Here is a 13,051-nt window from a genome sequence, read left to right as displayed (position 1 = left end):
ATGACCGGCATGCGGCACGGTCCCGCACCGCTTCCGTCAAGGGCCGGAAACGATGGGCATATTTTCAACGCGTTCGGGTAATGGCGCGCCCATGGCTCCACCACAGGGGAACAGCTCAGGAAGAAACGCATCAGGGTTCCGCCGCCGCTCGCTGCTTGCAGGAGCGGCGGCGCTGGGTTTGACGGGAGCATTCGGAGCGGCCGCCACCGGTTGCTCGCGCGTGGACATCACCGGGGCTACGGACGGGGGACACCTACTCAATGATCTTCGCAGCAGGAAAGTCGTACGGATGGGCATCGCCAGCGAGCCGCCGTACGCGTCGATCAACGACCAGGGCGAGCTGACCGGCGAGGCACCCGCCGTCGCCAAGACGATCTTCCAGCGGCTGGGGGTGCAGCGCTTCGAACCGGTGCCGGTCGAGTTCCAGGCGCTCGTGCCAGGCCTGCACTCCTTCCAGTACGACGTGATCGTGGCCGGCATGTTCATCAACAAGGCGCGCTGCCAGGCCGTCCTGTTCTCCGACCCGGACTACGAGTCGAAGGACGGCTTCCTCGTGCCGAAGGGCAATCCGAAGAAGATCGCCTCCTACGAGGACGTGGCCAGGGGCGGCCTCCGGATGGGCACCGGCATCGGGTACGCGGAGATCGACTACGCGGTCGGCAACGGCGTCGCCAAGGGGAAGATCCAGACGTACGGCGACCAGATCGCCGGCATGGAGGCGCTGGAGGCGGACCGCATCGACTGCTTCGCCGGCACCGCGCTGACCATGATGGAGGCGCTGAAGACCGGCAAGCACCCCAAGGTGGAGATGACCCGCCCCTTCACGCCGGTGGTGGACGGCAAGCCGCAGCGGGACGGCGGCGGTTACGGCTTCCGGATCGGCGAGACCGAGCTGCGCGACGCCTTCAACCGTGAGCTGCACAAGATGAAGAAGAGCGGCGAACTCCTGCGCATCGCCCGGCCCTTCGGGTTCACCGAGGAGTTCATGACCGACCTCACGGCGAAGGAGCTCTGTGCCCGGTGACCGGAGCGTTGTGGGAACTGTTCTTCAAGGGCGTGTGGATCACCGTCCAGCTGATGGTCTACAGCGCCGCGCTGGCCGCCGTCGTCGCCTTCGGCATCGGCCTGGCCCGCACGTCCCGGCTGTGGATCGTGCGCTTCCTGTCCGGGGTCTACGTGGAGTTCTTCCGCGGCACCTCGGCGCTGGTCCTGATGTTCTGGCTGTTCTTCGCGCTCCCGCTGCTGGGCTGGCAGCTCGCCGGCATGTGGGCGGGCACCCTGGCCCTCGGGCTGTCGTACGGGGCGTACGGCTCCGAGGTGGTGCGCGGCGCCGTCCAGGCGGTGGCACCCGCCCAGCGTGAGGCGGCCATCGCGCTGAGCTTCACCCCCTGGCAGCGGCTGCGGAAGGTGATCCTGCCGCAGGCCGTGCCGGAGATGCTGCCGCCGTTCAACAACCTGCTGATCGAGCTGCTCAAGGGCACGGCCCTGGCCTCGCTGCTGTCGATCGGGGAGCTGACCTTCCAGGCCAAGCTGGCCCGGCTCTCCACGGGCCAGAGCGCCCAGGTCTACGGGATCATCCTGGTCCTCTACTTCGTGATCGCGTTCGTGGTGACCCGGATCATGCGCCTCCTGGAGCGCCGGGCCAAGGCGTCGATCGGCCGCGCGCCGGAGAGGTCCGGCTGGTTCTCGCGCCGGCTGCCGATCGGCGGGCAGGGCCCCCAGGTGATCACCGCCCCCGGAGGTAAGCCATGAACAACTGGTCGTGGGAGTACGTCGGCGACATCCTGCCCGACCTGCTCCAGGGGCTGTGGATCACCGTGCAGGCGACGCTGTACGGCTCGCTGGTGGCGTTCGCGCTCGGCCTGGTGTGGGCCCTGCTGCTGCGCTCCCCCAGCCGCTGGGTGACCTGGCCGGTCAGCGTCGTCGTGGAGTTCGTCCGCAACACGCCGCTGCTGGTGCAGCTGTTCTTCCTCTTCTTCGTGCTGCCGGGCTGGGGCCTGGCCTTTCCGGCGCTGGCCACCGGCGTCATCGGCCTCGGGCTGCACTACTCGACGTACACCGCCGAGGTCTACCGGGCGGGCATCGACGGCGTACCGGAGGGCCAGTGGGAGGCGGCGACCGCGCTCAGCCTGCCGCGGCGGCGCACCTGGACCTCGGTGATCCTGCCGCAGGCCTTCCGCCGGGTGGTCCCGGCGCTCGGCAACTACGTCATCGCGATGTTCAAGGACACCCCGATGCTGGCCGCGATCACCGTCGCGGAAATGCTCTTCCGGGCGAACAGCATCGGCGCGACCACCTTCGACTACATGGAGCCGATCACGGTCGTCGGCGTCCTGTTCGTCGTGATCTCGTACCCCACCTCTCTTCTCCTGCGAGCCCTGGAGCGTCGCCTTGTCCGATGACAGCACTCCCAAGAAGGCCACCGTCGGCACCGCGGAGGACGGCCCCGAGCTGGTCCGTTTCGACCGGGTCAGCAAGCGCTTCGGCGCGCACACCGTCCTGGACTCGCTGGACATGACGGTCTACTCCGGCAAGCACGTCACGCTGATCGGTCCTTCCGGGTCCGGCAAGACGACGATCCTGCGCCTGCTGATGACGCTGCTGAAGCCGGATGAGGGCACGATCAAGGTCGGGGACGCCTATCTGACCCACGAGGAGAAGAACGGCGAGCTCGTGCCGGCGGGCGAGAAGCACTGCCGGGAGGTCCGCAAGAACATCGGCATGGTCTTCCAGCAGTTCAACCTCTTCCCCAACATGAAGGTGCTGCGCAACATCACCGAGGCGCCGGTGCACGTCCTGGGCCTGGACAAGGCGGCCGCCGAGGAGCGGGCCCGCGGGCTGCTGGACCTGGTCGGGCTGACGCAGCACATCGACAAGTACCCGTCCCAGCTCTCCGGCGGCCAGCAGCAGCGGGTGGCCATCGCGCGCGCCCTGGCGATGCGGCCGCAGGTGCTGCTGCTGGACGAGGTGACCAGCGCGCTCGACCCGGAGCTGGTGGCCGGCGTCCTGGACGTCCTGCGCGACATCGCGCACACCACCGACATCACGATGCTCATCGTCACGCACGAGATGAACTTCGCGCGGGACATCTCCGACTGCGTGATGATGTTCGACCAGGGACGGGTGATCGAGTTCGGGACGCCGGAGAAGATCTTCAGTGAGCCGGAGAACGACCGTACGCGCGAGTTCCTGAGCGCGGTCCTCTGAGGGAGCGGTCCGCCGCGGCGCGGCGCCCGGACCCGGCCGCGGCCGTCCGCCGGGCACCCGCCCGGCGGCGCGACCGGCCGCCCGAAGCCCCGGTGTGACCCGGACATATGCCAGAGGAACGCTCTCCTGTACAGGCGAGCGGCAGGGTCCCCTTTTCGGTCAAGACCCCCTCCTGCGGACGGCTTTGGCCGCTATCGTGGTACGAGCCCCGCTGCCCGCGATCGGCCGGTAATGTTCGATGGTCGTGACCGCCAGCGACGGCAGCGACGCAAACGGTCACAACCTGCTAGGGGGACACCGTGGCGCTGAAGCCCGAGCCGACCGCGCCGTTCCACTCGGTGCAGTACGCCCTCCGCGTGCTCGAAACCATCGCCCGGCACGCCGACGGCGTGACGGACGTGCAGATCGCCCGCGAGACCGGCCTGCCGACCGGGCACCTCGCCCACATGCTGGCGATGCTGCGCCGCGAGGGCTATGTCGCGCAGGTCGCCGACGGCGCGTACGTCGTCGGCGAGTCCCTCATACTGCTCGGCTCGGTCGGCGACCGCGAGTCGGCGCTGCGGGACAAGCTCCAGCGCACGCTCGTCGAGCTGCGCGACTCGGTCGGCGCGGCGGTCTACATCAGCCGCTACATCGACGGCGAGGTCAAGATCCTCCACTACGCCGACGGCCCCCGCGCCCCCAAGGTCAACGAGTGGGCGGAATTCCGCCGTACGGCACATGCCAGCGCGGTCGGGAAGTGCCTACTGGCGCAGCTGGACCACGACGGCCGGATGGACCACCTCTCCCGCCACAAGACCGCCCGGCTCACCTCCCGGACGATCACCAACGAGAAGGTGCTCTTCCACAAGCTGGACAGCCAGCCGCCCACGGTCCCGATGCTGGACCTCCAGGAGTACGCCGTCGGCACGGTGTGCGCGGCGGCGCCGATCACGGCGGGCGCCACGGTCGGCTGTCTGGCCCTGTCCATGCCGCTGGAGCACGCCCACCGACTGCGGCAGGCCGCCGACGCGCTGAACCGGCGGGCCGCTCCGGTACTGCTGTCCCTGTCGCTCTGAGCCCGGGCGCCGCGGGCGCGGAGCGGGGCTCCGGCAGGCCCGCGCGGGGGCCCGGCCCGGGAGGTGGTCATCAGCACCCCTCGGGACCAGGTAGTATTTACTTCGTCAGCGAGCGCCGCTAGCTCAGTTGGTTAGAGCAGCTGACTCTTAATCAGCGGGTCCGGGGTTCGAGTCCCTGGCGGCGCACCTGAGAATGGGCCTCTCGGAGCACAGCTCCGAGAGGCCCATTCATGTTTCCGGGGCCGGTCATCCGCCCGCCGTCTCGCTCAGTACTCCACGTCCGAGCAGGCGTAGAAGGCGTTGGCGGTGTCGGCGATCGTCCAGACGCCGACGATCAGGTGCCTGCCGGTCTTCCCGCCGGGCAGCGTGCCCTGGTGGGTGTAGGTGGTCGGCGGCTGCTGACCGTTGTAGGGGACGGTCAGGAACGGAGTGGGCTCCAGGTCCGCCCGGGTCACGGGGCGGCCGGGGTTCCAGCCGTTCTTGGTGATGTAGTAGCGGAAGTCCGTGGTGCGGTGCGGGGCGGTGAAGCGCCAGCGGAAGGTGTACGAGCCCGCGCTCACCTTGGTGGCGGGCCACTGGCCGCCGCGCGGGTCGTCCAGTTCCTTGAACCGGCTGTTGCCGCCGGCGCAGATCCGGCCGTCGGCGGGTCCGCCGTTCGGGAAGCCCTTGGGGCCCTCGACGCTCTGCGGCTCCCACTGGATGGCGCCGCAGTTCTTCACCGTGCCGTTGGCGCACAGTTTCTGTCTGCTGATGGGGGCGTCGGTGTAGCCGTGGCTGCCGGCGCCGCCGGTCGACAGGACCGTCGCGCCGATGATGCCCAGTCCGACGACGGCCGCGCTGATCCTTTTGCGCATGCTTCGCTCCCGGAATGAGGGGGTTTCCTGCGAGCTGAGTGCACTGCGGTCCAGACCAACCAGCAGAATATTCCGGCCGGACGGTGCTGCCTAGGGGAGCGGAGCGGACGGATCGGCGGCCGTATGGGGCCGGGCCGTGGGGTCGGGGCCTCCCCGGGGGAAGGACGGGGAGGCCCGTGGGGGGCTCCGGCGCCGGTTACGAGAGGTTGACGTCGGAGCAGGCGTAGAACGCGTTACCGGTGTCGGCGATGTTCCAGACGCCCAGGATGATGTGGTGGCCGTGCTTCTGGGTGGGCACCGTGCCCTGGTGCTGCACGGTCGCGGCCGGCTGCCGCCCGCCCATCGGGACCGTCACGAACGGCTCCGGTTCGAGGTCGGCCCGGGTGAGCGGCTTGCTCGGGTCGTAGCCGTCCTTGGTGATGTAGTAGCGGAAGTCCGTGGTGGCGTGCCGCGCGGTCAGCCGCCACTGGAAGGTGTAGCCCTGGCCGCCCTTGAGGCTGGTGGCGGGCCACTTGCCGCCGCGCGGGTCGTCCAGCTCCTTGAACCCGCTGTTGCCGCCGGAACATATCCTGCCGTCGGCGGGGCCCGCGGCCGGGAAGCCCTTGGGGCCCTCGACGCTCTGCGGCTCGTACTGGATCGCGCCGCAGTTCTTGACCGTTCCCTTGGCGCAGAGCGCCTGGCGGCTGGGGGGCTGGTCGCTGTAGCCGTGGCTGGACGCACTGCTGGTGGCGAACAGGGAGACTCCGACGACGCCGAGACCGACCACGGCAGCGCTGAGCTTTTTGCGCATGCTTGCTCCTGAAGAACGAGGGGGGTGTTCCATGAGCTGCTGTCTTGCGTGCTGTGCGGTCTAGACCAACGGGAAGACTAGTGACGCCGCATGGACATGTCCAGACCAATAACAAGCGGACGGTCGGTTTACGGTTGCGCACAACCGGCCCAACGGTCCCCCGCGCACGGCCCGCCACCGGGCCCCGATCGCGCCACAGCACGGCCGGTCAGCCACGGCCGGAACACCCCCTCCCGAACCCCCGGATCAGGCCACCGCCGTCAGCGGTCCCCCGGCCGGTCGGGCGGCGCACCGCACCAGGCCCGCGTACGTACGCCGCAGCGCGATCAGCGATACCCGCGCCTCCCGGAAGACCGCGGCGTCCGGGCCGCCCCGGTGGGCGAGGGTGCGCACGGGCACGCAGTGCCGCTCCAACGCGCTCAGCCAGGCGCGGTTCCGGGCCGGCAGATGGCGGCGCAGCTGGTGCCGTCCGGTGTCGCCCGCCCGACGTCCGCCCATGCCGAGCACCGCGTCCGCCGCCTGGAAGACCGGCGGATCCAGCGCCCCCAGACCGGCGAGTTCGGCGAGCACCGTCCCCTGCCACTCCGGTTCCGGGGCCGCCCGCAGCGCCGCCGCCTCCGACTGGAGCTGGGCGCGCAGCGCGTGCTGCACCCGGACCAGGCGGCGCAGCGCCGTCCCGGTGGACGCGTCCCCGGGGTCCCGTCCGGCGAGCGTTCCGGCCAGCCGGAACAGCCAGATGCCGTGCGCCTCCAGCCGCGTACTGGCCAGCATCAGCCGGTCCAGCCGGCCGAGCGGCCGCCCCTCCGGCGACCAGCTCACGACGGGGACGAGGGGTTCGGTACGGGCGAGCTGGTCGATGGGCAGGTGGCGGCGCGGCTTGCGCTCCGGCGCCCAGTTCAGCAGCGCGAGCGTGGGCAGCGCCACGAACTGCTGGTGGCCGACGCGGTGCGCGACGGCCGACCACAGGTCGAGGAACGCCGGGTCCGCGGCGTGCCGGGACCCGGGCGCGAGCGGGTCCAGGCCGCTCCAGCCGCAGGCCGCCGCGATCACCGCGACCCGCAGAGACGCGGCGTCGGCGTTGCGCGGCGACAGGCGGGAGACGCGCTGCCGCAGCGCCGTCAGCATGCCCTCCCGCCCCGCGTCGGCGACCAGGGCGCGGGCGGCGCCCCGGTCCGGGGCGGTGGCGATGGCCCCGGCCAGCTCGCTCAGCCACGCCCAGGTCCCGCCCATGGTCCGGACGGGTGGCCGGGCGGGCAGGAAGCCGTGGACCAGCGGGTCGGGTATCGGCGCGGGTATGTCGGCGGCGGGGTCGGCGGTCGGTTCGGCGGGCGGGGCCAGGACGGTGGTGGGGGCGGTCGGCGCCATGACGAGCGGCCTTTCTTCAGGGGCGGGTCTGCGCGTACGGCGGGGTCAGCCGACCCGCCCGTACAAGGTGGGGCGGTAGGCGGCGAAGGACGAGACCCGGACCGCCCGCCCGGGCCGGGGTGCCTCCAGGTACTGGCCGCCGCCGAGGTAGACCGCCACGTGGTGGATGCCGGAGGCGGAGCCGTTGGACGACCAGAAGACCAGGTCGCCGCGGCGCAGCTGGTCGCGTGAGAGGGGCGTCGAGGCGCGGTACTGGGCGTCGGCGACCCGCGGCAGCGAGATGCCCGCGCGCTGGTACGCCTGCTGGACCAGGCCGGAGCAGTCGAAGGCGGACGGGCCGTTGCCGCCCCACGCGTAGGGCTTGCCGAGCTGGGCCATCGCCCACTGGACGGCGGCCTCGGTGCCGAACCGGGTGGGGGTGCCCTGGCTGCTGCGCGAACTCTGTTCCGTACGGGTGCGCGCGCCACCCGTCCCGCCCGACGCGCCGGTACGGGCTTCGTAGCGCTCCCGGTGGCTGGTCCACCACCAGCTGCCGTTCTGCCGGTACCAGTACACCCGGTCGGTCGCGTCCCAGCCGGACCGGCCGCGGAAGGTGGGACGGGGATTGTGGCCACGCGCGGGCGCGGCGGAGGACCCGTTCGAGGCGGACGCCGTTCCGGTCCCGCTGCCCGAACCGCCCGCATACCGCCGGTACTTCTCGTAGTGGCTGGTCCACCGCCACCAGCCGGTGGCGTCCTTGTACCAGTACTTCGAGCCGTCCCAGCCCGCGTGCCGGGGTGCCGGTTCGGCGCTCGCCACGCCGGCCGCGGCGCCGACCAGCGTCACCGCGCCCACCGCCGCCGCGACGGCGCCGCGCACCGTGCACCGCGGCAGGCTGCCGCCGTGGCGCGCGGCGGACTCGACCGCGGCCCCGGCGCAGAAGGCGCACCCGCACCCATCCGTTATGTCTTCGACGAACTCCGGTGTCCGCATGTCCTGCCTGCCTCTCCGCTCGTGTTCCGCTCCGGTCGGCCGCTCTCGTCGGTTCTGGTCGGTTCTCGTCGGTTCCGGTTGGTTCTGGTCGGTTGGTCAGCTCTTGGCGGCGGCGTTGCCGCGCGCCGTGTAGAACGCCACGGTCAGGTCTTTGACCAGGGCTTTTCGCTCGTAGTCGTCCAGTTCGACCAGCCCTCTGCTGGTCAGCCGGTGCACCGTGTCGTCGACCGCGTCCACGACCGAGGTCAGCACGCTGTCGCGGTGCTTGGCGTCGATCGCCGCGATCTGCCGCCGCTGCATCGCGGCCGCCACCTCCGGCGCGTACTCGATCCGGGTCGGCTGCACGGAGAACACCTCGATGCCGACCGGGCGGCAGTCCGCCGCCAGGGCCCGGGTGAGGGCCTCGCCGACCGCCTCCGCGTTCCGCAGCGTCGGCGTCTCCTCGTGGAAGGCGTCGGCGGGCAGTTGGGAGAGCACCCGCGCCATCGCCGCCTCCACCTGTTCGCGCAGGTAGGCGGTGTGGTCCCGGACCGCGAGCAGCGCCCGGGCGGTGTCCCTGACCCGCCAGACGACGAGCACCACGACCCGCAGCTGGATGCCCTGCGCGTCGACCGCGGGCATCGCCTCGCTGCGCCAGTGCCGCAGCCGTACGTCCACCCGGCGGCGCAGCACCAGGGGGCTGATCCACACCAGGCCGGTACGGCGCACACTGCCGCGGTAGCGCCCGAAGAGGCTGAGCACCCAGGCGCTGCCGACCCGCCCGCGGGCCAGCCCGCCGAACGCGCACAGCGCGAGCACTCCGCCGAGCCCGGCCACCGCCCATTCCCACGGCCGCGGGGCGGGGCTGATGGCGATGTCCAGGCCCAGGGCCCGTACGACGGAGGCGGGCAGGAGGCCGCGCCACCACAGGAACGCCACGGAGGCGGCGATGGCCAGCAGTCCGACGAACACGGCCAGCCAGCCGGACAGGGAGAAGCCGCGGCGCTCGGCCACGCCGGGGTCCTCCTCGGGGGCGCGCCGCTCGGCCGTTCCGGAGAACTCGCGGAACCACGCGGGGCGGCCGGGCGCCGTGCCGGAGTCCGCTTTCCGGTCGCCGCCGGTGCCGGGTGCGCCGTCGGTACGGAAGCGGCTGCCCGCGTCGACCACGCCGAGGGCGCCGTCGAGCGCGGCGCGTTCCGCGGTGTCCAGCAGGCCGGTCGCGGCGGTGATGCCCGCCACGGCGGCGTCCGCCGGGGTGACCCGGGCGGACGCGGGGGCCGCGAGCGGAGCCCGTACCGGCGGCTGCTCGGCGGTGTCGACGTCGTCGGGATCCTCGGGGCCGTCGGACGCCACGGCGGCCGGCGCGTGTGCGGCGGCCGGGCCGTCCGTACCGTCCGGTGCCTTGGCGTCGTCCGGCGCCTCGGCTCCCTTCGCCGCCTTCGACTCCTTCGCCTCTCCCGGCTTCCCCGTCTCCGCTCCCGGCTCCGCCTCCGGCTCGGCGCGGAAGAGCATGTCCATGGGGATGCCGTCGCCGTACCGCGCGGAGCGGGCACGCGCGGTCCAGAGGGAGGGCTGGGCCGTGGTGCGGCGCTTCACGTCTGCACCTGACCCGGGGTCAGGAGCGGACTCGGGCACAGCTGATCCGGCATCAACAGCCCGCTCCGCCGCCGCCCCGGAACCGCCCTCCGGGCCCGTCTCCGGCATCCCACCGCGCGTTGCCGGCTCCCCCGCGCCCCCGCCCTCCCCCACCTCGCGCGCCGTCCCGTCAGGACCGCCCGAACCGCCCGTCCCGTCCGGACCCCCCGTCCCGTCCGGACCGCTCGTCCCGTCCGAACCGCTCGTCCCGTCCGAACCGTCCGCCCCGTCCAGGCCGTCCGGCCCGTCCGCCGGCTCGCTCCGCGCCCCGCCCGCCGTCCCGTTCCTGGTGTCCGCTGTCGTGGTCTTCGTCGCCATCGTGCGCTCCGTCATCGGAAGAGTCGCCGCCATGTCTCGGGGCCGGGGTAGCCGTCGGCGTCCCGGCCGGTCCAGCCCTGGGCCCGCTGGAACGCCTCGACGTTGCGGCGGTCCGCCTCCGTCCACCGGGGTCCGGGGCCGGAGGTGTAGTACGTGCCGAAACCTTTGGCCACCAGCCGCTTCCCGATGCTGGTGACGTAACCGTTGGACTGGCCGGGCCGGAACCAGCCGGTGCCCGGGAAGGCCGTGCCGCCACCGTCGGGCGGGCCGCCGCCGATGTCCCGGCCCACGCCGTTGACCAGGTACGACCAGGTCGCCGGGCCTGGAATGCCGTCCGCCTCGGCGCCGGTCCAGCCCTGGGCCCGCTGGAACGCCTCGGTGGCCCGGCGGTCCGCGGCGGTCCAGCGCGGCCCCGGTCCGGAGGTGTAGAACCGGCCGCCGCCGCGGGCGACGAGCATCCGGCCCAGCCGGGTGACATACGCGTTGTCGGCGCCCGGCCCGAAATACCCGGCGCCGGGGAAAGCCGCTGTCCCGGTGTCCGTGCCGCCGCCCGGAGTGCCGCCGCCGGCCAGCCCGCGGTAGCGATAGGCGACGTACCGCGTGGAATTGCTCCAGTAGGCGTACGGGGTGGGCCGTTTCACCGCGTGCGGCCGGGTCTGCTCGTACGCGATGTAGTGCGTACGGGAGGAATCGGTCCAGCCGCCGAAAAGGGTGACGTGGGAGCCCGCCCCCGGATTCGCCGGGTTGTGGAACAGCAGCATGTCGCCGGGCCGCAATTCGCTCTTCGATATGCGGGTGCCGTACTGGGCGAGGCTTCCGGTCCACTGGTTGCCGCCGAGGTTCCAGGCCATCGAGATGAATCCGGAACAGTCCTGGCGGTAGCCGTCCGACCAGTAGCGATGCATGTCGTAGGGGACCTTGGCGCTGATCCAGCGCTGGGCCCGCGCGATGATCTGGTCCCGGGTGAGGGTCCGGAGGGTGTGCGCCGCCGCGGTGACGCCGCGCCCGGTGCCCGTTCCCCCGTACAGCCCGCCGACCTGGCCTTGCGGGGTTGTGGCACGGATCACGCCGGTCCGTCCGGGGGCACCGGCCGGGCCCGCGGCGCCTGGGGCGTCGAGCGCCACGGCGAGCCCGGCACCGGAAACGCCGCTGCTCAGGACGGTTCCGGCGGTCGCGACGAGGACCAGGGCGCGGCGGGCGCCGTGCGCGCCGGGGTGACCGCCGTCCCGGACGGCCGGGACGCGCTGGAGCGCGCGCCGCCCCTGGACGCAGCCGCCGCAGGAGCAGCTGTCCGCGGGGTCGAATTCCACGAATCCCGGCACTGCCATTTCAGTTCCCCTCCAGGCCCGTTCCGTTCCCGTTCGCCTTCGCACCTGCCACAGCTTCTCAACTGGCAGGAGATACCGCATGTTGACGGGGCAACTGATGATCTTGTACCACGAATCGATACTCACAGACCAAAACGGGCGCGCGAAACGGCGAAGGTCCCGAGATCGCGGGACTTCCGCCCCGGCGCCCCAGGGGATTCCGGCCCGGCGGCCCCGTCCCGCGAATCCCCCGGAAAGACGGTGACGCGGGTCACACATTCGGCCGGTCCGGACGGCCGGGCGGGTGGTCGGGAGCACCCCCGGAGTTCGTGTAAAGTTTTCTTCGTCAGCGCGCGCCGCTAGCTCAGTTGGTTAGAGCAGCTGACTCTTAATCAGCGGGTCCGGGGTTCGAGTCCCTGGCGGCGCACGTCACACCGAGGCCTCTCGCAGCAGCGAGGGGCCTCGGTGCTTTGCGTTCCGCCCGGCCGGCGCGGCCCGCCGCCTTGCGGCGCCGGGCCGGTGGCTCGCTGGTCAAAACGGTGATCGGGGTGCACAGTCGCACAATGGCGCGCGACATCCAGGAGCGGATCAAGAAACTCATCATCGACCGGCGGCTGGCCCCCGGCGCCCCGCTGCCCACCGAGACGGAGCTGATGGCGCTGCTCGGGGTCAGCCGGAACTCCGTGCGCGAGGCCCTCAAGGCGCTCCAGGCGATGGGCATCGTGGAGATCCGGCACGGCTTCGGCACCTACGTCGGGCCGATGTCGATGGCCCCGATGACCGAGGGGCTGGCCTTCCGTACGGTGGCCGGCCACTACCGCGGCGAGGACAGCCTGCTCCAGCTGCTGGAGCTGCGCGAGGCGGTGGAGACCGGGCTCGTCGCGCGGCTGGCGGGCCAGGTGCCCGAGGCGGACCTCGCGGAGCTGGACGAGCTGGTGGCGCGGATGGCGGCGGAGGCGGCGGACGGCGCGGTGCGCGCCGACACCGACCGGGCCTTTCACGCGGCGCTCTACCGCGGGCTCGGCAACCGGTTGCTGAGCGAGGTGCTGGACGCCTTCTGGGAAGCGTTCCACCGGGTCCGTACGGATCTGGCCGGGCTGGGGGCCGACCCCCGGGTGACCCACCGCCAGCACGCGGACATCCTCGCGGCGGTACGGGGCGGTGACGCCCAGCGCGCTGAGCAGGCCGTACGCCGCCATTTCGACAACATCCGCCAACGGCTGCGCAGTTCAGGGCCGAAGTAATGCCCCCTGCGACCCAACCCGTCCATCAATGCACTTACATGCCCGGTAAACTCCTCGTTTCACCCTTGCGATCAAGATTGAGGTCCGGGACCCTGACGGGATACTGGAGCCCAACTGAGCCTGTGCGCGCTCAAGTTGGGTGACACACCGGTTGCGATGAGTGTGGGAGTGGGGACCCCGCTGCATGAAATGCGAATGCAAACGGGAATCATGCAACCGGAAGACGGCCGTCCTACGTCCATGTCGTAGGCGGCCGACACCATTTGCGCCCGGGTCGGTCGAGGGGGACCGGAGGACTCGGGCCAGGAGAAGACGGGCACGC

General features: G+C 71.9%; 12 protein-coding genes and 2 tRNA genes. 8 read left to right on the top strand and 6 right to left on the bottom strand.

Annotated elements, in window-relative coordinates; genetic code table 11:
- Positions 1-91 precede the first annotated feature (91 nt).
- The 6 genes from ehuB to CP973_RS06650 all read left to right on the top strand — a co-directional run bounded on the left by ehuB (position 92) and on the right by CP973_RS06650 (position 4,451).
- Positions 92-1,024 (top strand): ectoine/hydroxyectoine ABC transporter substrate-binding protein EhuB, encoded by a 933-nt coding sequence (gene ehuB, locus CP973_RS06675; protein WP_150238426.1) that lies wholly within the window; start codon positions 92-94, stop codon positions 1,022-1,024.
- The gene (gene ehuC / locus CP973_RS06670; RefSeq protein ID WP_150238424.1) at positions 1,021-1,752 is read left to right on the top strand and encodes an ectoine/hydroxyectoine ABC transporter permease subunit EhuC; all 732 of its coding nucleotides are present in this window, start codon (positions 1,021-1,023) and stop codon (positions 1,750-1,752) included. The genes ehuB and ehuC overlap by 4 nt, the downstream gene beginning before the upstream one ends.
- On the top strand, positions 1,749-2,402 hold the full coding sequence (gene ehuD, locus CP973_RS06665) for an ectoine/hydroxyectoine ABC transporter permease subunit EhuD (RefSeq protein ID WP_150238422.1): 654 nt from the start codon (positions 1,749-1,751) through the stop codon (positions 2,400-2,402). Before ehuC ends, ehuD begins: the two co-directional genes overlap by 4 nt.
- Positions 2,392-3,207 (top strand): ectoine/hydroxyectoine ABC transporter ATP-binding protein EhuA, encoded by an 816-nt coding sequence (ehuA, locus tag CP973_RS06660; RefSeq protein ID WP_003986794.1) that lies wholly within the window; start codon positions 2,392-2,394, stop codon positions 3,205-3,207. Before ehuD ends, ehuA begins: the two co-directional genes overlap by 11 nt.
- 299 nt (positions 3,208-3,506) lie before the next feature.
- Positions 3,507-4,265 carry an IclR family transcriptional regulator gene (locus tag CP973_RS06655; protein ID WP_150238420.1) on the top strand — a complete coding sequence of 253 codons (759 nt, stop codon included), beginning with the start codon at positions 3,507-3,509 and terminating at the stop codon, positions 4,263-4,265.
- A 112-nt stretch (positions 4,266-4,377) separates the two neighbouring features.
- Positions 4,378-4,451 (top strand) — tRNA-Lys (locus CP973_RS06650).
- Between the two features lie 80 nt (positions 4,452-4,531).
- On the opposite strand, the gene CP973_RS06645 is transcribed toward CP973_RS06650, so the two are convergent.
- From CP973_RS06645 to CP973_RS06620, 6 genes are all read right to left on the bottom strand, one after another.
- Entirely contained in the window at positions 4,532-5,119 is a 588-nt protein-coding gene (locus CP973_RS06645) for a lytic polysaccharide monooxygenase auxiliary activity family 9 protein (RefSeq protein ID WP_150238418.1), read from the bottom strand.
- A 196-nt stretch (positions 5,120-5,315) separates the two neighbouring features.
- A complete protein-coding gene (locus CP973_RS06640) occupies positions 5,316-5,909 on the bottom strand; it encodes a lytic polysaccharide monooxygenase auxiliary activity family 9 protein (protein WP_053695344.1) in 594 nt (197 codons plus the stop codon).
- A 246-nt stretch (positions 5,910-6,155) separates the two neighbouring features.
- The gene (locus CP973_RS41350; RefSeq protein WP_150238416.1) at positions 6,156-7,274 is read right to left on the bottom strand and encodes a hypothetical protein; all 1,119 of its coding nucleotides are present in this window, start codon (positions 7,272-7,274) and stop codon (positions 6,156-6,158) included.
- A gap of 45 nt (positions 7,275-7,319) precedes the next feature.
- The gene (locus tag CP973_RS40360) at positions 7,320-8,246 is read right to left on the bottom strand and encodes a C40 family peptidase (RefSeq protein WP_150238414.1); all 927 of its coding nucleotides are present in this window, start codon (positions 8,244-8,246) and stop codon (positions 7,320-7,322) included.
- 96 nt (positions 8,247-8,342) lie between these two features.
- Entirely contained in the window at positions 8,343-9,821 is a 1,479-nt protein-coding gene (locus CP973_RS06625) for an SPFH domain-containing protein (protein ID WP_150238412.1), read from the bottom strand.
- Between the two features lie 368 nt (positions 9,822-10,189).
- On the bottom strand, positions 10,190-11,506 hold the full coding sequence (locus tag CP973_RS06620) for a peptidoglycan-binding protein (RefSeq protein ID WP_150238410.1): 1,317 nt from the start codon (positions 11,504-11,506) through the stop codon (positions 10,190-10,192).
- Positions 11,507-11,838: 332 nt separating this feature from the next.
- Between CP973_RS06620 and CP973_RS06615 the strand changes: the two genes are divergently transcribed.
- Together CP973_RS06615 and CP973_RS06610 are read left to right on the top strand one after the other, a co-directional pair.
- Positions 11,839-11,912 (top strand) — tRNA-Lys (locus tag CP973_RS06615).
- 136 nt (positions 11,913-12,048) lie between these two features.
- Positions 12,049-12,729 (top strand): FadR/GntR family transcriptional regulator, encoded by a 681-nt coding sequence (locus tag CP973_RS06610; RefSeq protein ID WP_150238408.1) that lies wholly within the window; start codon positions 12,049-12,051, stop codon positions 12,727-12,729.
- The last annotated feature ends 322 nt before the right edge of the window (positions 12,730-13,051 follow it).

The sequence above is a fragment of the Streptomyces albofaciens JCM 4342 genome, from assembly GCF_008634025.1.
GTDB classification, from domain to species: Bacteria; Actinomycetota; Actinomycetes; order Streptomycetales; family Streptomycetaceae; genus Streptomyces; species Streptomyces albofaciens.
This window is presented reverse-complemented; position numbering and strand designations above follow the sequence as displayed.

Excerpts from the sequence above, each read along its gene's own strand:
- ehuB (WP_150238426.1), top strand. The coding sequence starts at position 92 with ATGGCTCCACCACAGGGGAACAGCTCAGGAAGAAACGCATCAGGGTTC.
- ehuD (WP_150238422.1), top strand. The coding sequence starts at position 1,749 with ATGAACAACTGGTCGTGGGAGTACGTCGGCGACATCCTGCCCGACCTG.
- CP973_RS06645 (WP_150238418.1), bottom strand. The coding sequence starts at position 5,119 with ATGCGCAAAAGGATCAGCGCGGCCGTCGTCGGACTGGGCATCATCGGC.
- CP973_RS06640 (WP_053695344.1), bottom strand. The coding sequence starts at position 5,909 with ATGCGCAAAAAGCTCAGCGCTGCCGTGGTCGGTCTCGGCGTCGTCGGA.
- CP973_RS41350 (WP_150238416.1), bottom strand. The coding sequence starts at position 7,274 with ATGGCGCCGACCGCCCCCACCACCGTCCTGGCCCCGCCCGCCGAACCG.
- CP973_RS40360 (WP_150238414.1), bottom strand. The coding sequence starts at position 8,246 with ATGCGGACACCGGAGTTCGTCGAAGACATAACGGATGGGTGCGGGTGC.
- CP973_RS06620 (WP_150238410.1), bottom strand. The coding sequence starts at position 11,506 with ATGGCAGTGCCGGGATTCGTGGAATTCGACCCCGCGGACAGCTGCTCC.
- CP973_RS06610 (WP_150238408.1), top strand. The coding sequence starts at position 12,049 with ATGGCGCGCGACATCCAGGAGCGGATCAAGAAACTCATCATCGACCGG.